Source organism: Pseudomonas sp. SK3(2021), from assembly GCF_016772375.1.
Lineage (GTDB): Bacteria > Pseudomonadota > Gammaproteobacteria > Pseudomonadales > Pseudomonadaceae > Aquipseudomonas > Aquipseudomonas chlororaphis_I.
In genome coordinates this window covers 3910826-3931367 of sequence record NZ_CP061943.1, presented here as the reverse complement: position 1 = coordinate 3931367, position 20542 = coordinate 3910826, and the positions used below count along the sequence as shown (strand labels likewise).

17 protein-coding genes and 3 pseudogenes are annotated in these 20542 nt (G+C 61.9%); 13 read left to right on the top strand and 7 right to left on the bottom strand.

Annotation, left to right across the window (positions count from 1 at the left end):
- Positions 1 to 275 precede the first annotated feature (275 nt).
- The 3 genes from IF690_RS17410 to IF690_RS17400 all read right to left on the bottom strand — a co-directional run bounded on the left by IF690_RS17410 (position 276) and on the right by IF690_RS17400 (position 2470).
- The gene (locus IF690_RS17410) at positions 276 to 821 is read right to left on the bottom strand and encodes a histidine phosphatase family protein (protein ID WP_202701502.1); all 546 of its coding nucleotides are present in this window, start codon (positions 819 to 821) and stop codon (positions 276 to 278) included.
- Positions 822 to 994: 173 nt separating this feature from the next.
- A complete protein-coding gene (locus IF690_RS17405) occupies positions 995 to 2047 on the bottom strand; it encodes an SDR family oxidoreductase (protein ID WP_202696664.1) in 1053 nt (350 codons plus the stop codon).
- A 3-nt stretch (positions 2048 to 2050) separates the two neighbouring features.
- On the bottom strand, positions 2051 to 2470 hold the full coding sequence (locus tag IF690_RS17400) for an ester cyclase (RefSeq protein ID WP_009049496.1): 420 nt from the start codon (positions 2468 to 2470) through the stop codon (positions 2051 to 2053).
- Positions 2471 to 2587: 117 nt separating this feature from the next.
- On the opposite strand from IF690_RS17400, the gene IF690_RS17395 reads away from it, so the two are divergent.
- Positions 2588 to 3490 (top strand): LysR family transcriptional regulator, encoded by a 903-nt coding sequence (locus IF690_RS17395; RefSeq protein WP_202696663.1) that lies wholly within the window; start codon positions 2588 to 2590, stop codon positions 3488 to 3490.
- A 74-nt stretch (positions 3491 to 3564) separates the two neighbouring features.
- Here IF690_RS17395 and IF690_RS17390 read toward each other — a convergent pair whose 3' ends face one another.
- Positions 3565 to 4329, bottom strand: a complete 765-nt coding sequence (locus IF690_RS17390; RefSeq protein WP_202696662.1) for a tetratricopeptide repeat protein — start codon at positions 4327 to 4329, stop codon at positions 3565 to 3567.
- A gap of 201 nt (positions 4330 to 4530) precedes the next feature.
- Here IF690_RS17390 and IF690_RS17385 point away from each other — a divergent pair, with 201 nt between their 5' ends.
- Positions 4531 to 5031, top strand: a complete 501-nt coding sequence (locus IF690_RS17385) for a GNAT family N-acetyltransferase (RefSeq protein WP_202696661.1) — start codon at positions 4531 to 4533, stop codon at positions 5029 to 5031.
- A gap of 83 nt (positions 5032 to 5114) precedes the next feature.
- On the opposite strand, the gene IF690_RS17380 is transcribed toward IF690_RS17385, so the two are convergent.
- Positions 5115 to 5786, bottom strand: coding sequence for a class I SAM-dependent methyltransferase (locus tag IF690_RS17380; protein ID WP_202696660.1), 672 nt, complete (start codon positions 5784 to 5786; stop codon positions 5115 to 5117).
- Positions 5787 to 5847: 61 nt separating this feature from the next.
- Between IF690_RS17380 and IF690_RS29335 the strand changes: the two are divergent.
- The 3 genes and pseudogenes from IF690_RS29335 to IF690_RS17370 form a co-directional block, all read left to right on the top strand.
- Positions 5848 to 5991, top strand: a pseudogene (locus IF690_RS29335) (purine-cytosine permease family protein); the annotation flags it as partial.
- Positions 5992 to 6198: 207 nt separating this feature from the next.
- Positions 6199 to 8505, top strand: a complete 2307-nt coding sequence (locus tag IF690_RS29050) for an AAA family ATPase (RefSeq protein ID WP_252189492.1) — start codon at positions 6199 to 6201, stop codon at positions 8503 to 8505.
- A gap of 3 nt (positions 8506 to 8508) precedes the next feature.
- A complete protein-coding gene (locus tag IF690_RS17370; RefSeq protein WP_202696659.1) occupies positions 8509 to 9543 on the top strand; it encodes an HNH endonuclease family protein in 1035 nt (344 codons plus the stop codon).
- A 25-nt stretch (positions 9544 to 9568) separates the two neighbouring features.
- Here IF690_RS17370 and IF690_RS17365 read toward each other — a convergent pair whose 3' ends face one another.
- Positions 9569 to 10552 (bottom strand): TerC family protein, encoded by a 984-nt coding sequence (locus IF690_RS17365; RefSeq protein WP_252189491.1) that lies wholly within the window; start codon positions 10550 to 10552, stop codon positions 9569 to 9571.
- A gap of 256 nt (positions 10553 to 10808) precedes the next feature.
- Here IF690_RS17365 and IF690_RS29330 point away from each other — a divergent pair.
- From IF690_RS29330 to IF690_RS17355, 3 genes and pseudogenes are all read left to right on the top strand, one after another.
- Positions 10809 to 10925, top strand: a pseudogene (locus IF690_RS29330) (sigma-70 family RNA polymerase sigma factor); the annotation flags it as partial.
- A gap of 412 nt (positions 10926 to 11337) precedes the next feature.
- Positions 11338 to 12528 carry an NnrS family protein gene (locus IF690_RS17360; protein WP_202696658.1) on the top strand — a complete coding sequence of 397 codons (1191 nt, stop codon included), beginning with the start codon at positions 11338 to 11340 and terminating at the stop codon, positions 12526 to 12528.
- A gap of 28 nt (positions 12529 to 12556) precedes the next feature.
- Complete coding sequence (locus IF690_RS17355) at positions 12557 to 12997, top strand: CopD family copper resistance protein (RefSeq protein WP_202696657.1); 441 nt, start codon at positions 12557 to 12559, stop codon at positions 12995 to 12997.
- A gap of 41 nt (positions 12998 to 13038) precedes the next feature.
- Here the strand turns inward: IF690_RS17355 and IF690_RS17350 are convergent.
- Positions 13039 to 13251 (bottom strand): annotated as a pseudogene (locus tag IF690_RS17350) (hemerythrin domain-containing protein); the annotation flags it as partial.
- 181 nt (positions 13252 to 13432) lie between these two features.
- Between IF690_RS17350 and IF690_RS17345 the strand changes: the two are divergent.
- From IF690_RS17345 to IF690_RS17325, 5 genes are all read left to right on the top strand, one after another.
- Positions 13433 to 15508 carry a type VI secretion system Vgr family protein gene (locus tag IF690_RS17345; protein WP_202696656.1) on the top strand — a complete coding sequence of 692 codons (2076 nt, stop codon included), beginning with the start codon at positions 13433 to 13435 and terminating at the stop codon, positions 15506 to 15508.
- The gene (locus IF690_RS17340) at positions 15505 to 16353 is read left to right on the top strand and encodes a DUF4123 domain-containing protein (protein WP_202696655.1); all 849 of its coding nucleotides are present in this window, start codon (positions 15505 to 15507) and stop codon (positions 16351 to 16353) included. Before IF690_RS17345 ends, IF690_RS17340 begins: the two co-directional genes overlap by 4 nt.
- Positions 16350 to 17144: a hypothetical protein gene (locus tag IF690_RS17335; protein ID WP_202696654.1), complete on the top strand. Its 795-nt coding sequence runs from the start codon at positions 16350 to 16352 to the stop codon at positions 17142 to 17144. The genes IF690_RS17340 and IF690_RS17335 overlap by 4 nt, the downstream gene beginning before the upstream one ends.
- A 95-nt stretch (positions 17145 to 17239) precedes the next feature.
- Positions 17240 to 18028 (top strand): hypothetical protein, encoded by a 789-nt coding sequence (locus IF690_RS17330; protein WP_202701497.1) that lies wholly within the window; start codon positions 17240 to 17242, stop codon positions 18026 to 18028.
- A complete protein-coding gene (locus IF690_RS17325; protein WP_202696653.1) occupies positions 18025 to 20265 on the top strand; it encodes a lipase family protein in 2241 nt (746 codons plus the stop codon). The genes IF690_RS17330 and IF690_RS17325 overlap by 4 nt, the downstream gene beginning before the upstream one ends.
- Positions 20266 to 20542: the final 277 nt, after the last annotated feature.

The following is a 20542-nucleotide window of genomic DNA, read 5'->3' as shown; positions in this document are numbered from 1 at the left end:
ATCATGTACGGATCGCAGGACATCGATGTCTGCATTCATGAATGTCGAGCATCGACTGAGTCGCCCTTATTTTCTTAGACACACTGACCGACTGCTTTTGGCCGCTCTCTGCCTGTCTCCACCGACAACATGGGTATCAGCCTGTCGATCATGAGTCCAGCCTTGAATCCTTTTCTTGATGCAGGCACGCCGTGCGTTCAGTTGGCTGACGGTGAAAGCAGCGCGGCATTTGGCACGGGATCATGGATGCCAGTTCTGCCGCTCAACGGCCACCTCTAAACCCCGCCATGTCGATACACCGTCGCACTCCAATAGCGGCTGACGCCATTGGGCGTCTGGCGAGTCCATCCTTCTGCCTCCAGTTGCCTGGCGATCAGTCGATTCATGAAGCCATGGCCGAGCAGCAGAACCGGTCCGTCGCTGGCGAGGGCCTGAAGGCGTTGCGCGGCGGTGTTGGCGCGGGTCTTTGCAGTGGCGGCGGATTCGACGCTGGGTGAGTAGCCGCACAACCACAGGACCCGAAGAATGAATGCCCAGGTAAACGGCGACAGCCGTGGTCGTTTCCAGCGTCCGTAAGGCAGTTGTGCTTCAGTGAAAAGCGCGTCGACCAGGGCGGGTTTCAAACCAAGCGCCTGGACAGAGGTCAGCGCCCGCGGCGCGTTGCTTGAGACAATCACCCTGGCGGTTGCGGCGAGTTGCAGGCTGGCCTCCGGGACGGGTTGTTGGGTGATTTCGCTGCGGTTGTATTGTTCGATCCAGTCCTGCATATCGAGCGCGGACAGTTTGTCGGTGGCGGCCAGCTTTGGCTGGCCGTGACGCATCAGGATGATTTCCCTGCTCACAGTCTTTTACGTCCTTGGGGGCTTGCGGTGAAGGGGCGCGAAGCGCGGTTTCGGGCACTCGAGGCATCGTTCCGGTACCTGCGCGAAGCCGCAGCAGTGCGAGGCGAGAGCAGCGGCTTTGCAGGCTCGACGGTCACGCCACCTGCAACAAGTCAGTCTTCGGCCATGACGCGGGTGGGTCTTGCGCGCTGGGTTTTAAAGCGGTTGCGGTCACGGTACCACGCCACGGTGTCGGTAATCGTCAGCTCCAGTGCCCGGAAGTTCAGGCCCAGTTCTTCTTCGCTCTTGCAATGGTTGAAACGGGTGCGGTCCTTTTCCCGTATCAACAGGCGCAAGGTGGCCATGCTCAGCAGGATCGGCCTGCCGGTCAGGCGCGCGTAGACCTCCTGCACCGCCGCCAGGGTGTAGAGAAGGGGGAGCGGCACGTAGCGAGTTGGTGTCTTGACCCCGGCGATACGTCCGAGCACAGGCACCAGCTCGGCCATGGTCATATGCCGGCCCGCCGCCAGATAGCGTTCACCACTGCGCCCGTACCTGGCTGCGGCAATCTGCGCCAGGGCCACATCGCGGGCGTCGACGACGGAAAAGCTACCGGGGATCAGCCCGGGCAACTTGCCGTGCAGGACATCGTTGACCAACTGCCCCGAGGAGGTCGGGCCGAGGTCGCCAGGACCCCACATCCAGCCCGGCAAGACCATGCAGGCCTGCATCTCGGGATGGGCCTCGAGGAACGCCAGGATGGCACGGTCGGCGAGGATCTTGCTGCGGTAGTAGTCATCGGCGTTGGCGTCGGCGCGCAGGCAGGTTTCATCGATGGCGGTGCCAGGCGCGCCGTCGAGCACGGCAATCGAGGACGTATGGATGAAGCGGCGGATACCGGCGCGGTAGGCCTGGGCGATCAGCTCCTCTGTGCCGATAACGTTGATCTTCTCGAGTTCCTGCCAGTGGCTGCCGCCCTGGTAGTTGTCGCGAAAGAACGCCGCGGTGTGAAACAGCGTATCGCAGCCTTGCAGGGCCGCGGCGAAGGCCTCGACATCGCCCATGTCGCCGACGACCAGCTCCACGCCGGGCAGGTTCTTGAACTGCTGTTCACCCTTGGCCCTCGAGCGCACCAGGGCTTTGACCGCGCAGCCTCGCGCGAGCAATTCCCGCACCAGGTTGTTGCCCAGCAGACCGGTGGCACCGGTCACGAATGCACGACGCATGGCTCAACCCTCGCTCGGTTCGGCTGACGGCAGCAACACCGTACTGTCGAAGAAGACCTCTTCATGGATGGCCAAACCGTCCTTGAAGGTGAAGTGCGCGGCGTAGTACACGGCAATAAAGCGCCCATGGGCTGGAATCACCCGGCCCGGCAGCACCAGAGGCGCGGCGAAGGTGCCGCTGAGCATGGCCGTCAGCGCCAGGCGATCGACACCGACGGCGAACGGGCTGAGGATCACGTGGGCATCGGGGAAGGCTTCGAACAACGCGATTTCTCGTTGGCGCATGGCTTCGCGACCCACTTGTATCCCCGCGCCATCGAGGTAGGTGAAGTCTTCGCTCACCAGCGCCAGCATCGCCTCCACATCACGGCGATTGAAGGCATTGGCGGCGTGTTGCGCATAGTCGTTGGGGCCAATCGGCATACAGTCCATTCCATTCGTTTCCAGGGGCCTGTAGATATACCGTCGAGACTCCTCTCGAAAAACAGCGACTCCTGCATAATGGCTTTGCATATATGCAAGCCAGGGAGGAGATGAGGCATGGTGTCGGAAGCGAATTGGGACGATCTTCGCCTGCTGTTGGCGGTCTCGCGGCGTGGCAGTTTTTTGCAGGCGGGCCAGATGCTGGGGATCGCCGCGTCTACCGTGTCCCGCCGGTTGACCCAGCTTGAGAGGGCCCTGGGCGAGCCGCTCGTCGAGCGCGGCGTCGAGGGCTGCTGGTTGACCTCGCGGGGCCAGTCCCTGGTGGAAGTGGCCCTGGCGGCGGAAGCGGGCTTGAGGCGGCAAACCGTTGCCGGCCGCTCCGCGCTGGACACCGAGCTGTCGGGCAGTGTCCTGGTCAGTGCGGGGGAGGGCTTTGCGTCGTGCGTGCTGGAGGCGGCGAGCCGCTTCACCGCGCTTCACCCGCGTTGCACGGTGGAGTTGCTGGTGGCCGCCGACTTTCACAAGATCGTCCGTGGCGTGGCCGACATTGCAGTGCGTACCGCGCACCTGGGCGAGCCGTCGCTGATTTATCGACCCATAGGCCGGCTCGCCTACGGGGTCTTCGCCGATGCGGGTTATCTGCGGCGCTTTCCACAGGTGACGCCGGCCACGGCAGTCAATATCGGCCTGCTGCCACCGCTGGATATGTTGCCGCAGGTACGCGTAGCCAAGGCCGCCGGTCTGGAACGCGCGCAGATCAGCGTGAACTCGTTCGCCCTGCAGCTGGAGGCGGTGAGGCGGGGCCTGGGGGTAGCCGCACTGCCGCGTGTGCTGGCGCAGGAGCTGATTGAGTTGTTCCCGGAGCTCCAGCTTCCCGATATGGAGGTCTATCTGGTGACCCGGCCACAGGCCTTGAAGCAGGCTCACATCAAAGGGTTTTTTGCCATGCTCGAGCAGGTGTTGCTCGAAGCCCTGGCCCTGGAGAAGGTTGAAGCTGACGCCTTGGGAGGCGAGGGCTGAGGTATGAAGCGCCCCTGGTTTTCCTGTGTGTTATGCATGATCGGCAGAGAGCGCTAAGAAGCGCGCTCGGACACTCAACCCTGCACCAGGTAAGCTCCGGACGGAACCCGATCGCGCAGCTTCTTGCATTTGCCGGGCTTGGGCTGATGCCCCGGCGGGCGATCGGGAAACCAGATTCGACATTTACCCGGAGGCGGCCGATGGCCACGGGGAATCTCAATCTCGTCGTAGGTGGAGGCTGGTTCGGCGGACGTCATTCGTAGTTGCCCTTCGGGGCTTGGCCTGTCACCCGTTGGCCAGTTCGCTGCGCTTTCCGCCGTTTCGCGGGTGAGTGCCTCAGGGCGGCGTTCAGTGTCCGGCGTGGGCTGCTCGGCGGCGAGAGTTTCTGCTGCACGGCGCTTTTTGACCTCTTCTTCCAGGCCTTCCCGTACGGCAACCAGACGCTCGTCGGCGTTGGGTGGGTTGTTCGACGCCAGGGCCTTCTGCGCCGCCTGGATCAATTGCAGGTTGCGATTGCGTAACGCGAGGTTGCGACCGACCCGCATATTGGAGCGCGTCGCCAGCGCCTCAGCCTGCTGATACTGCCCCTGCTGAAGACGCAACACGCCGAGGTAGTGCAGGGTCGCGGGATTGTTCGGTTGGATATGCAGGGCACGCTCCAGCGTGGCGGCGGCCTGGTCCAACTGGCCATCTGCATACTGCTGCGAGGCGGATTCAATCAGGGTTGTTGATGCGGTGTTACTTTGCTGAGAGGCTTTGCGCTCGGCCGCAACCGGACAATGCGACGCGACTGCGCAGAGCGCAAGGACAAGACCCGGCAGAAAACGCTTGGTTGGCATCAGGGGGCAGACTCGGTTGATCATCGACGGCACGCTCGTAAAACAGGCCTTCAGCGCTGTTCGGTCGGGGTGTGTTCACTGTCCCGTCATGACCGATGAAGGGGCTGCTATCGACCTGGCCAGTAGCCTGAAGTTCCCGCAGGAATGGCCACCAGGTGGGCAAGTCCGTGCCGTTACCCATGAGAAAAAGGAGAGGTGTGCATGCCGTCGTTCAAAGTGCGCGAGCTAAGCCGTGCGGATACGCAAGCGCTGCTGGCGTTCGAAACCCGGAACCGTGAATGGTTCGAATCTCATATCGAGGCGCGCGACCCTGCTTTTTATTCGTTGCAGGGGGTAGCCGCGCATATCGAGGGCTACCTGGCCGGTTTCGCGGCTGGCACCTGGCACCCCCTGGTGATCGAGGATGGCAGCGGAACCATCATCGGTCGAGCCAACCTGAAAAATATCGATACCGCGCAGGGTTCTGCCGAAGTCGGCTATCGGATTGCCCAGAGCGCCTGCGGCCAGGGGCTTGCGACACAGGCGCTGCGGCACCTGATCCAGCAGGCGCGGACGCGCTGGCACCTGACGCAACTGGTGGCTTATGTCTACAAGGAAAATCTCGGTTCGACCAAGGTCGTGGAGCGGTGTGGGTTCTTGCGGGAGCCACCGGCAGCAGACGGCGGCGCCAGTGATGAATGCCGATTCGTTCTCCCGATCTAGATAAGGGTTCTAGCCGTTCACCGCACTCGCGACTCTGACTGCTGGCCTGCAACCGCTACGTCGCGCCAGCCAGTTGCAGGCCCTTACCCGCGCCGCTCGGCCACCAGCAGCAACGACTGCGGCACCGGGCTTTGCGGGTGCTGCGGCTCCTGCAGGCTGGCCAGTCGGAAGCCGGCCATGTCCAGGGCGTTGAGCCAGCTGGGCAGGGTGCGGAAATACCACGGCATGGGTTGCCACTGGCCCTTGAAACCAGTGAAGGTTTCTTCGCGCCAACCGTCCTGATAGTCGCCCGCCGCCGCGCTCCAGGGGTGCAGGGTCTGGATTGCCAGTGCGCCGCCGGGGGCGAGCAGTTCGTGCATGGCGGCCAGCAGCGGGATGATGTCCTGGTGCAGCAGGGCGAAGTTGGCGCAGATCAGGTCGTAGTCGCGGCCGATGTCCACCTGCGCGCCCACCAGCGCCGCATAGCTGGCCACATGCACCGTTGCCGAGCCCGCGGCGCGCGCGGCCTCGACCAGGGTCGCATCGCCATCCACCCCGACCGCCTCGATGCCCCGCTGAGCCAGGGCGCGCAACAGCCAGCCCTCGCCGCAGCCCAGGTCGAGCACACGTTCGGGCTGACGGCCCAGCACCGCCAGCAGGATTGCCTGGTCGGTGACTTCGACACGGCTTTCGATGGCGCCGCTACGGATGGCGTCGATCCAGGCCTGGGCGTTGTGCTGCCAGCTGTGCAGCAGGGTGGATTCGAGAGTGGGCATGTCGGTGTCCAGAGTGGCTGGTCGGGTCCGGAGTATGGCTAGCGCTGACGTTAGCAGGCAGGGCGCCTGCGTCCAATACGCCTCATCAGGTACGTCGCTGTATGTCGGGCCCTACGCCAACCTGGTGGAAGGCGCGGACCTGTGCTGGCTGGTGGTGAGCTGCCCGCTGCATTACTGCCTGGCAACCCGTAGTCGGGAGGAGTGACTGAAGGCGGCGCGCTGGGGATTTTTCGACTGATAGAGCGGTTGGGTGAAGCAGGGCGCCTGGAGTGAAGATCCAGGCATCTTGTTCATGGATACAACGTTTTGCGGGAGATGAAAAACGCCTCTACTTTTTGCCTCGTGCCGATTAGAGTTGCCGATTTTCGACAGATGGTGCGATAGCCCCGCCCGTTTCTCAAGGAGGAGAGTCATGCAGTGCTTCGATCGTAGTTCCGTACCACCGCCAAGTCTGTTGCAGAGCCGGGAGGCCAGCGCCGACAGGCAGGTACTGGTCGATTATTTCCTGGCTGACAAGACCAAGAGGGCACAGAGTCGGGTGCCGGAATCGCTTGTCGATCTGAATGAAGACTCCGTCCGTCTTGCTCTGAGCCGGCTGTTCCACGGCAAATGTGCGTTCTGCGAGCGGGCGGAGGTGCCCACCGCCATTTATCGATTTCGTCCGAGGACGCAGGCCAGCCCACTGCTGCGAACGCCGGATGCCCACCTGTATTACGTCTGGCTGAGCAGTGCCTGGGAAAATCTCTACGCTATCTGCAAGGGCTGCGAGCCCGAGCGAATGGACTACTTTCCTGTTTGGGGCCGCCGCTCGCCTTTGCCTTCGGCGCGGCAGATCGAAGCCTATGCCCAGGAGAACATGGGGCTATGGCGCGATTACCCGCTCAAGGAGCAGCAACTCCTGCTCGATCCCTGCGAACAAGTCGACCTGGCCCGCCATCTGTCGGTCGATCTCTCGGGCCAACTCTATGGGCTGAGCGAGCGTGCAGCTGTAACGATCGAGCATTTCAAGCTCAATCGTCTCCAGGTACTCAAGCTGCGTAAGATCAAGCTGAAGGATTACTTTGACGAGCTGATCGACAACTGGTTCTTCCGGTCGGAGGGCGAAAGCCCGAAGTTCATGCTCTTCGACTTCGCCGCGCTGGACTTTGGCGGCTGCTGGTACCTGCTGTGCCGGCGTATCGTCCTGGCGCTTGCAAAGTCCAAGGTGTCGCCGGCGGCACTGGCTCCTGAGCGTATCGAGGAGACATTGCGAGCACTCTCCAGTAGTGCTGATGTCTTCGACTGGTTTGGAGACCTTGAGTCCCAGTTGGCAGAGTCCGTGGTACAGCGATTTGCCCCGGCTTCGCAACGGGTGAAACCCTTGCCCCGTGAATACCCGCCGCTGGCATCGATTCGTTTCAACAATTTCAAGGGCATCGAGCAGCTCGAACTGCAGATGCCCGCCATACAGTCGACGCGGATTTCAGGTACGAAGCCACCTCAACCGGCCCTGCTGATCCTTGGTGAAAATGCCGCCGGTAAAAGCTCCATCCTGGAAGCCACGGCCCTGGTGCTCAGCGGCGACAAGGCCTGCAGCAAATTGCCGATCGACATTTCCTCGTTGCCCCTGGACCCCGAACTGCTGGGTGTCGCGCAAGCACCGCGATGCAGCTCAGCGTCAGTCGTCGCGACATTCCAGGATGGCAGCCAACGTGATCTGACCATTGAAAAGGATATGTTCTGGCACGACGGCACACACGTTGTGCCCCCGGTTTTCGCTTACGGCGCATTCCGGCAATACCAGAAACAGGTGCGGCGTTACAGCCCGAGCAAATCGATCATCAACCTTTTCGACTCGACGGCCTTGCTGTCCAACCCGGAAAAGTGGCTGCTGGGCCTCAAGCCGGACGAGTTCAACACTGTGGTGCAAGCCCTGCGGGGCATCCTGTCCATCGAAGGTAAGTTCGACGTCATGGAGCGCGACGAGCAGAACCAGCGATGCCTGATCGTTACTGCAGCAGGGGATGACCAGCTGTTGTGCCGGACACCGCTGAGCCTGGCTTCCTCCGGCTATCGTTCGGTACTGGCGATGGCCTGCGACATCATCCAGGGCTTGATGGATCGGCGTATCAACCCGTATTTCGAAAGCCTGGAGACGGCCCAGGCGGTAGTGCTGATCGACGAAGTGGAGGCGCATCTGCACCCGCGCTGGAAAATCCAGATCATGCGGGCGCTGCGCCAGGCACTGCCCCAGGTCACCTTTATTGCCACCACTCACGATCCGTTGTGCCTGCGCGGCATGCAGGACGGTGAGGTGATCGTCATGCAGCGGGTACCCAGCGAAAAACGCTCCGATATCCAGTGGCCGGTGATGGTCGAGCAACTGGTCCGCTTGCCGGAGGTCAGCCAACTGACTGTCGAGCAGTTGCTCACCTCGGACTTTTTCAGCCTGACCTCCACTGACCAGCCAGATACCGAGCGTGAATTGGCTCACCTGGCCGATCTGCTGAGTGCCCAGAGAAGAGGGGAATTGCTGGCGCCGTCACAACAGGAAAGGCTGCGTAGCCTCGAGCACAATATCAGCGCTGCCTTGCCGGTCGGTTCCACCGAGGTACAACGGCTGGTACAGGAGGCTGTTGTCGAGTACCTGGATAACCGGCGGCGGGTATCGACGCACAAGCTCGGGCAGCTGCGGGTCGAGGCCAAGCAACGCATCCTCGGCATTCTGGAGGGGCTCTGAATCATGCGCGCCGTCAGTCGTGAGCGCGTGGCCGTTCCCGATGTTATGTCGGGAGACGAGTCGCCGGCGAACAAGGAACTGCAGAAATTCCAGGACTACTTCGATGCGCCAGCGGGGGCGTTGCCAGCCTTTGCCGTCTACAGGTCAGACAGCGTCAAGAAGCAATTGCATGAGTTGTTCCATGGCAAATGTGCCTACTGCGAGAGCTTCTACTATGGCAGTGCACCGGTGGATATCGAACACTACCGACCCAAGGGGCGGGTATACGAGGAGCCGGACCATCCCGGCTACTGGTGGATCGCCATGGACTGGGAAAACCTGTTGCCTAGCTGTATCCATTGCAACCGACGCAGCGGGCAGGTGACGCCCAGGCTTTCCGCCAGCCTGGTCAGTCTGGTCAATGAAGGAAAGGCGTTCAGTCGTTCCAGCGTGATGCAGACTGGCAAGCAGGACAGCTTTCCGATCCTCGGCCAGCGGGCGGCGGTGGGAGCCCGGGACTTTAGCGCTGAACAGGCGTTGCTGCTGGATCCGTGTCGGGATCAGCCGCAGGAGCACCTGAGGTTTCATGTCGATAGCGGCAATCTGATCGGCTTGGTGCTACCCAGTTCCCATGACAGCGGTGGCCTGGCCTTGGCTGGCGGTGTGGCAGGAATCAGGCCGGAACTGCAATCGGTCATCGAACAGGCCCTGGCCGATGGGCTGAGCCTCAGGGGCGCGGTGTCGATCCATGTCTATGGCTTGAACCGGCTCGGGCTGGTGCAGGAACGCACGCGTGTGCTGCGTCAGTTGGAGTTCCTGGAAATGCTGACGGTGGAAATGGGTCTGATGGCCCAGGAGCTTGACCCAGCCCCGGATATCCCGATGGCCGACGGGCCTGATCGGGACAGCAGGTTGCGCGACAAGCGCATCGCCAAGCGCTTGCGCTTTCTTCAGGAGCAGATTCTGGGGCAGATGAAAGCGCTGGCCAGCCCGCAAGCGCCGTATTCGGCCATGGTCCGCGAGTGGATCGAGGGCTTCAAGGCGCGCCTGCTGGCCTGATCAGGGGGGCGTCGTGCAGGCGTTCCTACGGGGTTCGCATCCGATCCTCGTCGGGCGATTTGTTGCGACTCATGAACAGGCTCAACAACACCGAAGCCAGAATGATCCCGCCGACAACGGCCAGCGACCATTCCACCGGCATGTGCAGCCATGGCATCAGCATCATCTTGCCGCCGATGAATACCAGCACGATCGCCAGGCCGTACTTGAGCAGGTGGAAGCGGTCGGCCATGTCGGCCAGCAGGAAGTACAGGGCACGCAGGCCCATGATCGCGAAGATGTTCGAGGTGAACACAATGAACGGGTCGGTGGTGATGGCGAAGATCGCCGGGATGCTGTCGACCGCGAACATCAGGTCGCTGGCCTCGATCAGCACCAGCACCAGGAACATCGGCGTGGCCCAGCGCTGGCCGTCTTGCAGCACAAAAAAGCGCTCGCCATGAAACCTTTTGGTGATGCGCAGATGGCCTTGTACCCAGCGTAGCAAGGGGTTCCTGGAAAGGTCGGGCTGCTGATGGGCGAAGAGCAGCATCTTGATCCCGGTAATGATCAGGAACACCCCGAACGCATACAGCAGCCAGGTGAACTGCGACACCAGCCACACGCCGGCGAAAATCATCGCCCCACGCATCACGATCGCCCCGAGCACCCCGTACAGCAACACCCGGCGCTGCAACTCCGGCGGCACGGCAAAGTAGCCGAAAATCATCACGAAGATGAACATGTTGTCGATCGACAGCGACTGCTCGATCAGATAGCCGGTGAGGAATTCCAGGGTCTTGCGTCGCGCGATCTCAGGCCCGAACCCGGCCTCCAGGTACCACCAGAGCAATCCCGCGAAGACCATCGCCAGCGTGGACCAGGCAATCACCCAGCACGACGCCTCGCGCACCGACACGCGGTGCGCCTTGCGCCCGTCGAGGACAAACAGATCCACGGCCAGCATGGCAAGCACGAAGGCGATGAAGGCGAACCACATCCAGGGTTCGCCGATGTGCAGGGATTGCATGCCGTTCTCCCGGTGGGCTTTATTCTGGCGTCGACAGGTCATGCTAGTGGCGAGATTGCGGTAAAGAAAAATCGATTATTCCTGAGCAGTGATTCGTTATTTACGAAGTGTCGCCGAGGCTTGCCATCCAGGGGGCCGGGACCTTCGCTGCGGACAGCCAGGTCGCCAGGCTGTACTGACAGATGGTCCTACAGGCGAAGGAGGGCGTTGGCCTTCAACCGCGCTGCCTTGTTCCGGGGGAGGGCGCCTGTGCCATCGGGTAATCAAGGCCCACTCCGCGCTAGTCATCCGCGAGCCGCGCTCGTACCTGTCGATGATTGCCAAGGAGTTGCCGATCGACCTGTTTCGCCGGCGTTCGCTGGAGCAGTCCTACAGGAGGGCTCCGGTCATTCGGGAGGACTCGGGATGCCCTGTGTTGGGCAAGACCCGGGCAGGTGCCAGGGCCCCTGTACGCTGCGGCTATGCGGTCAAAAAGACCAGGCGATTTCGGGTGTATATGACTAGCGAATGGTCAATTTGACCCTCTCGTTGGAAGGCGATCCCCGGCACCGCGCCGGCCGCAGCCCCGGCCCGTCGGCTTATGGCCGCGCGAGGCTGCGACCGGACACCGGGGCACGTCCCTTGCACTGCTGGAAAGGACGGTGGGCACAACCGCCCGCCGCATCCCGGGCAAGCTTGATTTGCGATAACGGCGAGGGCGCGCCAGTGGCCGATGATGGCCGGGGATTTCATTCGCCGCGTGTCGACCGTCGCCGGGTCGGCCGCTGGGTAAAGGAGTGGGCTTGATGCAAGTACTTGACCGTCGTGCGGCGATGGCGATCGTGCCGCTGTTACGCCTGGCCTTCCGGCCGTTTTTTCTCGCCGGATGTGTCCTGGCGCTGCTGGTGGTGCCGCTGTGGCTGACAGCGCTACAGGGTGCCCTGGGCGACTGGCAACCGGCGGGGGGCTGGCTGGGCTGGCACCGCCACGAACTGCTGTTCGGTTTCGGCCTGGCGATCATCGCCGGCTTCCTGCTGACCGCGGTGCAGACCTGGACTGGCCAGCCGGGCCTGAGCGGCCAGCCGCTGGCGGCCCTGGCCCTGCTCTGGCTGGCCGCGCGCCTGGCCTGGCTGGGCAACGCGCCCTGGCCGCTGCTGGCGGCGCTGGAGCTGGGGTTTCCCCTGGCGCTGGCCGGATTGATGGGCCGCATGCTGTGGAAGGGGCGCCAGCGACGTAATTACCCGATTGTCCTGATGCTGCTGTTGCTCGCGGCGGCCGATGGCCTGTCGGTGGCCGGCCTGCTGCAGGGCCATGAAGGCTGGCAGCGCCAGGGCGTGCTGAGCGGCCTGTGGCTGGTGGCGGCGATGATGAGCCTGATCGGCGGGCGGGTGATTGCGTTTTTCACCCAGCGCGGCCTCGGTCGGGGCGCGGCCGTGGCGCCCTGGCCATGGCTCGATTATCTGCTGCTGGTGGGCTCGGCGCTGGTGGCGCTGCTGTATGCCACCGGGCCGGCGCTGGTGGCCAATACCCGGGTCGGCGCGTTGTTCCTGCTGTTGGCGGCCGGGCACCTGTTGCGGCTGTGGCGCTGGCAGGATCGCGGGTTGTGGCGGGTGCCGCTGCTGTGGTCGCTGCACCTGGCCTACGGTTGGCTGGCGCTGGCGTGCCTGGGCATGGCGCTGTGGCATTTCGGCGCGCCGCTCAACCCCAGCCTGGCGCTGCATGGCCTGACCATCGGCGCCATGGGCGGGATGATCCTGGCGATGATCGCCCGGGTCAGCCTGGGCCACACCGGGCGCCCGCTGGAACCACCGGTGGGCATGACCCTGGCGTTCATCCTGCTCAATCTGGCCTGCCTCAGCCGGGTGCTGCTGGTGCTCTGGCTGCCGCTGGCGGCGTTGTGGCTGGCGGGCCTGTGCTGGGCCCTGGCCTTTGCCCTGTACGTCTGGCGCTACGGGCCGATGCTGCTGCGGGCGCGAGTCGACGGGCGCCCGGGTTGAGCCCGGACGCAGAGCAAGGAGAAGGGCAATGATCTACCCCGGGTTAGTGGTCATCCACCTGCTGGCGGCCATCGCTTTTATCGGCACGCTGTTCTTCGAGGCGTGCATCTGGCACACGGCGCGCCGGCAACTGGCGAGCGACGCCCAGGTGACGGCGGACCAGGCCATCGCGGTGCGTTCGCGCAAGGTCCTGCATGGCGTGGTGGTGCTGTTGTACGGCGCCGGCATCGGCCTGGCCTGGCAGCATCGCGGGGCCTTGAGCCAACCCCTGGGCAGCAGTTTCGCCAGCCTGTTGAGCCTGAAGATCGTCCTGGCCCTGAGCATCATCGGCCATTACCTGCTGCTGGCGTACTGGCTCAAGACCGCGCGGCTGAGCGCCGGCCGCGCCTGCTGGATCCGCCGCAGCGTGCTGGGGCACATGCTGCTGATCGTGGTCCTGGCCAAGGCGATGTTCTATTGGCCCGGCTGAATGCAGGGGCCAACCACCGGGCTGGTACGCAGGGGCAGGGATCAAGCGTTCGGGGCATTGACGAACAGCACGTTGTTTTCCAGCTGGATGTGCTGCATCAGGTCGTCGCGAAACTCGCTCGGCCCGCGGTACAGCGCGCGCCAGGCGTTGCAGGCGTCGTCGGGCGAAGTGATGTGGTCGGTCAGCGCCAGCAGCCTCTCCAGGGCCTCGCCCTGTTGATCGTGGTCCAGGCGCAGCACATGGATCGGCGGCGCCTGGCATCCCCGCAGTTGGCCTCGCCGTGCGGCACGAGCAAATCGGCTTTGCTCGCCTGAGTTTCAGAAACCTCTCACATACATCCTCCACGCAAATTGCTAGCTTCGCTTGCAACAAAAAACCAGCAGGACTTCCCAAGACCGGCCAGGGGCACTGCTGTTCAGCTTGAGGAAAAGCAAAATGTTTGCGCCTGCCCATACTGCGCATTTCACGCTCTCGATCCCCTCCGTTCGCCATGACTTCAGGGTGTTGGCGTTCGACGGCACCGAAGCCCTCAGCACCCTCTATGGGATCCGCGTCGAACTGGTCAGCGAGCAGCCTGACTTCGACCTGGAGAGCCTGCTCGCCCAGCCGGCCTTTCTCCGGTTCGGCCTCAACGGCGAGGGCCTTCATGGGCAGATCGAGGACCTGTACGTGGGAGAGACGGGCAAGCGCCTGACGCGCTATCACCTGACCCTGGTGCCGGTGCTGCACTACCTGCAGTTCAGCTTCAACCAGCGGATCTTCCAGCACTTGACGGTGCCGCAAATTGTCGCCCGGGTGCTTGGCGGCCATGGCATCCAGCCCGACGTCTATACCTTCAATGTCAGTACCAGTGCGAAGCGTGAATACTGCACCCAGTACGGGGAAAGCGATTTCGAGTTCGTCCAGCGCCTGTGCGCCGAGGACGGCATCGCCTGGCATCACCAACACTCGGCCGATGGCCATCTGCTGGTGTTCACCGAGGACCAGACCTGTTTCCCCATGCTGGGGGATACCCCCTATCAGCAGGACACCGGCACGGTAGTGGACCATCCGGTGGTCAATCGCTTCTCGCAACGCTTCAGTACCCGTACCAGCACCGTGACGCGTCGCGACTATGACCTGAAACGCCCCAGTCTGCTGCTGGAAAGCCAGTTCACCGCGGAGTTTCAGCCGGCGCTCGAGGACTATCGCTACCCTGCGCCAATCACCACGCTGGAGCGCGGCAAGGTGTTGGCCAGGCGGGCCCTGGAGCGGCACCGTGTCGACTATCAGCTGGCCGAAGGCAAAAGCGATCAGCCGCTGCTGCGCAGCGGGCACTTCTTCAACCTGAGCGGACACCCGCGCAAGTGCTGCAATGATCTGTGGTTGCTGTTGAGCGTTACGCATTGCGGCCGACAACCGCAGTCACTCGAGGAGTCCGTCACCAGCGATACCCAGCCCGAAGATGGCTTCACCCAGGGTTATCGCAACAGCTTCACCGCGATTCCATGGGATGTGTTTTTTCGTCCTCCGCTGCTGGCGCGCAGGCCACTGCTGGGCTGCCAGACCGCCCGGGTCACCGGCCCCGTCGGCGAGGAAATATTCTGCGATGATTTTGGTCGGGTGAAGGTCGAGATGCACTGGGACCGCCTGGAGCTGGGTAGCGACAAGAGCAGCTGCTGGCTACGGGTTTCTTCAAGCTGGGCAGGGGAGAACTTTGGCGCGGTGACCATTCCGCGGGTCGGCATGGAAGTGGTGGTGAGCTTCCTCGAAGGCAACCCTGACAACCCGCTGATTACCGGCGTTGTGGCCAACAGGAGCACCCCCGTGCCGTACCCTCTGCCGGCGAACAAAAGCAGGACCGTATTGCGCAGTCGCAGTACGCCAGACAGCGGCGGCTACAACGAACTGTCGATCGAGGACCGCGCCGGGCAGGAAAAAATCTACCTGCGTGCGCAACGTGACATCGAGCACCTGATCCTCAACGACAGCGACACCGCGATCGGCAACGACCGGCACGAACAGATCACCCGGAACAGCCACAGCCTGATCGGCAACGACCGCTTTGCCCAGGTGGACAGCAATAGCGCCAGCCTGATCAGGGGGGACGAACTGCACACGACCCAAGGCATACGGAACACGCAGATCGGCGGCAACGAGCGGCTCTCCGTCTCGGGCAATGGCAGCATCACCGCAGGCGGAACCTGGGTCGTGCAGGCCGGGTCACAGGCCCGCGTCACGGCCACCAATGTGGTGGTCGATGCGAGTGCAAGCCTCACGCTCAAGGCGGGCGGCCAGCACATTGTCATTACCCCTGGGGGGATCTTCAGCAGTGTACCCATCATCCTGGGCGGAGCGCCTGTGACAGGCGTTGCACCACAGCAGGCCCTACAGGCACTGGCCGAGAAGTCGCAGACCATCGTTGCCACTTCGTTGGCGCTCGTTGCTGCCGCCAAGCAACGCGCTGCGCAATTCTGCCCCCTTTGCGAAGCCTGCCGCGATGGTCGATGCAGTGTGGGAGATGTGGCATGAGCACACCCGAACGATGGTTGCAGATGCAAGCCGACCTGGGCCGACGCCTGTACCTGGTACTGGACTCTGATGGCCAACTCGACGAACGCGATGCGTTGCTCAATGAACGCGAAGGTAGCCAGTACAGCAATCTGTACATCGGTACGCCCGCCAGCTCGCTGGCAGCAGTAGGCCCGTACCTGTTTCAACTCGATACGCTGGATCATCCGGTCATCCAGGCGCTGCTCAAAACGCCGGAACGTCACTGGGGCTGGCTGGCCAGCAGCGCAAGCGGCGACCTGGATCAACTGGCCCGCCATTGGCGCGCCCGCCTGGTGACGGGGGAGCGCCCGAACCAGGCGCTCTATCGCTTTCACGACAATCGCGTCCTGGGGCGTGCCTTGGCACATCTGCGCCCTGAGCAATGCAGCGAATTCCTCGGGCCGATAGCCAGCGTGTGCTACTGGCAGGATGGGCAATGGGCCGCCGCCTACAATCGCGCACCGGGCGAGTACGCGGTGCCGCCCGATCCAGCGTGGCTCGCTGTCCCCCCAGCCCCGGACACGGCGGCAGGCATACAAATCGATAATGCCCGGCGCTACCTGATGGTTGAGCAGACGGAGCAGTTGGCCGAGCTGGCCAGGCAACAGGATGCGGACGCCTGGCTACAGGCTCAGTTAGCGTTGGCCCGCACATGGGGCTGGCAGGCACCTGAACAAGTCCGGTTCCTGCTTGTTCAACGTTTGCAAGCACCAAACGATGCACTGCCCAAGTCCTGGTCACCTCAACTCGACGAAACACCCCTGGCGCATTTTCAGCGTGTGTATCAGGAAGTGCAGTTTTGGCAAGGAGACGCCACCGTATGAACCTAACCCTTCAAAGCCTGATCCTTGTCAGCAGCCTGGCGCTGGTACAGGGCTGCGCGGCCCTGGGCACGTCCAACAGCTTCACCCTCACGGCCGACCTGCCACCGGACTTCGCCTATGTCGCGTCGGTGTATTACGTGCCCGCCAAAGGGCAAGCCTGCACCGTGCCGAGGGCAGACAATCTGGCGCCGCAGTTCAACCGTGAGTGGCGCACCGAATACAAGCCGGATGCGCAAATCGAGATACGCCGAACCCGTAAGGGGTGCGAGCTGGTGGTTGATCGCGTTGAGCTGGAAATCAACGCGATCTATGGACCGGACTGGAGTGACTTTGGGCGTGAATATGCCCAGGTTTCGGTACGCGCAGAACTGCCGGAAGCGGTTAAAGCTACATTCGACGCCGCTGGGGAAAGTGAATTTTCCGGCCAGTGCCAGTGGCTGTTCCGCACGATTGGCCCCAATCGATATATCACCAAGATCCTCGACTGCAAAAAGACCGATGCATCCGGCGAACTGCTGAAAAGCCGTCCCTTTGCGGCCTATACCCTCGATGAGCTGCCGGGTAAAACCGTAAAGATGAAGATCAAGCTGGCCAATGAGGAAAGGCCATATATGAAGGACACCTGGGTCAAGGTGCCCGGTGGTTGGAAGCGCTGCATGGGCAAAGGATTCGAAGACCAATATGCATTCTGCTATGGCAACCACAAGGACTTCAGCACATTCAGGATGCCCGGCGGCCGTATCTGCACCATCTATCCAGGCTGCACCGAAGACAAGGAGGTGACCCGATGAGCCTTGAGCCGATGCAAGAGTGGGAACGGCCTTTCTTCGATACGCGCATGCATGCTTGCCCAGAGCGTACTTACTCCACCAGTTTTCAGGGGGCTGTGAAACGCGCCCTGCAAAGCTTGATGCTTGGCAGTTGTCTGGCACTGGCACAGGGCTGCGTCGTCAAGTCCAACAGCTTCACCCTCACGGCCGACCTGCCACCGGACTTCGCCTATGTCGCGTCGGTGTATTACATGCCCGCCAAAGGGCAAGCCTGCACCGTGCCGAGGGCAGACAATCTGGCGCCGCAGTTCAACCGTGAGTGGCGCACCGAATACAAGCCGGATGCACAAATCGAGATACGTCGAACCCGTAAGGGGTGCGAGTTGGTCGTCGACCATGTCGAGCTGGAAATCAACGCGATCTATGGTGAGGACTGGGGCGATTTGGGGCGCGAATATGCTCGGGTTTCGGTACGCGAAGAACTGCCAGAGGCGGTCAAAGGGACGTTCGACGCAGCCGGGAAAAGTGAGTTTTCCGGCCAGTGCCAATGGTTGTTCCGTACGTCCGGTGGATTGCGCCGTCTTGTGAAAATCCTCGATTGCAAGAAGATCGATGCGGACGGTGAAGTGCTGAAGAGCCGCCCCTTTGTGGCCTATACCCTCGACGAGCTGCCGGGTAAAACCGTGAAGATGAAGATCAAGCTGGCCGATGAGGAAAGGCCGTACATGAAGGACACCTGGGTCAAGGTTCCCGGTGGTTGGAAACGCTGCATGGGCAAAGGATTCGAAGACCAATATGCATTCTGCTATGGCAACCACAAGGACTTCAGCACCTTCAGAATGCCCGGCGGCCGTATCTGCACCATCTATCCAGGCTGCACCGAAGACAAGGAGGTGACCCCATGAGCCTTGAGCCGATGCAAGAGTGGGAGCGGCCTTTCTTCGATACGCGCATGCATGCTTGTCCGATGCGGACACATTCGACCAGTTTTCAGTTGGTGGATGAAGAAGGCGACGGTGCGCCCTATGCCGGTTTGGCGTATGAGGCTACCGATTACGAAGGGGCCATCTATTTGGGCATCCTGGACGAAACAGGCACAGGCAAGGTCAATCGACACTATTGCGGGCCGGTAGTACTCAAGGTCGATCAAGCCTATCAAGGACTTGAGGATATCTATACAGCTTTAAGCGGGAGAGAACACTACCCGCTGCCCATCACAGAATTGCAAGTGCGTGCCGAAAAGACCCGTTTTCTGAATTCAAACGGCACCCGTACCCAGTCCAACCCGGCGCAAGCCCAAGCTGGTTTCTTCTGCCAGGTCGAGGTGAGCGAGCTGGTGGCGCATCGTGCCCACCTGCCGCCGCTGGCACCCCGCAACTTTGCGCCCCAGCACTACGTGCACTCGCTGATGCGCCAGCCCTCGGAAGTGGCCGCCATGGCGGAATTGGGGTTTGGCCCCACGCCTTCCAAGGTGCAGGGCATTGCGCTATTGCCGAATAAACACCATGTGCTGGAGGTGCGTCCGCTGCGGGCCCTGAGTCCGGTCCTGTCCACGGGCAACGAGTTCTGCTCGCTCAACCTGTACCAGTTGGCGCTGATGGCAACCCTGAGCTATAGCCCGTTTGGCCAGGACCCCAATTCGCAACCTGTGGAAAGCAGCAGTGTGAGCTTCCCGGCGCAACCCAGCGTCGGGAACTGGTTTGGCGATGCCCTGGCCAAGTCTGATGAGCTCTGGCAAGTGGACGCTAGTCAGATTCCCGGGAAAACCTATTACCCCCTGTATGCGGATGTGGCGTATTCCAAACGTCTGGAAGTCGTCCCTTTCGACCCCAAGCTTTACCCTGATGTGAACAGCCCTGACCTGGGCACGAACCAGGAGCACCCGGCCAAGCTCCACTACCTTGATGATGCGGACATGCCGGGAGGTACCGACTCCCAGGCGTTCATCACCCATAACGATGAGCTGGTTTTGCTGGCGATACGGGGAACGGCCGGAGGGCCTGACATACTGCGCGATTTGGACGCGGCGCAAGTGCCTTTCGAGAATACCAGTGGCAAGGTGCACAACGGCTTTTATGGTTCTGCAAAAGTCGTTCGAGAGTTTGTCACAACCTATCTGGATAAATTCTATAGCGGGCAGAAGCTAGTGATTACCGGCCATAGCCTGGGTGGTGCGGTGGCACTCCTGGTCGCCGAAATGCTACGACGCAACAAAAAATATGCAGCCGATATTTTGCTCTACACCTACGGCAGCCCACGCGCAGGCGACAAGACCTTTGTGGAAAACGCCAAGGCTTTGGTGCACCACCGCATGGTCAACCAGAACGATCCGGTACCGAGTGTCCCCGCCGCCTGGATGGACACCTCTTGGGGCATGTCCGGCCTCGGTGTGGTTCTCACTTTTGTGAACGTCCCGGTGGGGTTGGCGACACTGATCCTGAGTCCAGTCAACATCCGCGGTGAACCCTATACCCACCACGGCAAATTACGCCACTTCATGCCGGTATCGTTCAGGGATGGCGACCGGTCTGCCATCCTCTGGGAGCCGGGCTGTGAAACCGTCACCGAGCATGCAGGGGCGGTATGTGCCAAAGCGCTGAAGGCGGAGGGCGGTTTACCAGATCGTGGTCGACTGCTACGCCAAATGCTGGATTACGTCGATCACAAAATGGTGGCCAGCTACATCCCACACTGCTGGGCCTTCTTGCGGCGATCACAAGAAGCGCTGGAGAGCCGGTGGCCATTGGTCACCTCGCGAGAGGTCGAGCAGATTGACCAGGCGCTGAACGCAATCACTGTGCAAATGCGAGAAGAGGCCGCTCAAGCAGATAACTCGGCGGGCCAATTCAAGGTATCTGCCCTGCAAGCCGAAATGGACAAGGTGAAAGAGACCCGGCTTCGGTTGAGGACGCTAAGCGACGGCTATGTCACTGATGCGCAGGTATACGGACTGCTCGTCAATCAGCCGGACGTATTGGCGATGAGCCTGGAACGCTGGTTGGCGCATTCCTTCAATAGAGTACGTGAACAACTTGCGATGGCGCCGTCTGATGCTGACAGCAACGATCATGCGATTGCTGCACTGGTGGGCGGCCATGTCCCAGGTGCCGCGTTCGATCTGAATGTTGATGGGATCATCTGACGCTGATGGTGCTTCTTGCTGGTGTACGGATAACCCAAACGATGAATTTCAAGTGCTACACAAGAAAGATAATTGCCCTGTCGGTGCTACCCATTTTTCTCACTGGATGTATCGGGGCGACGGTATCGTTGCCAGAGAAAGAACCGACGCCATCGGCTGACCCGCAGGCTGAGGCGGAGTCAAACACCACTCGAGAATGGTGCGGGGTCACGTTATGGGCGGTCATCGTGCCCATTCCGTTGAAGCTTCCCGTCTGCAAACTGGAGAAGGGAAAACA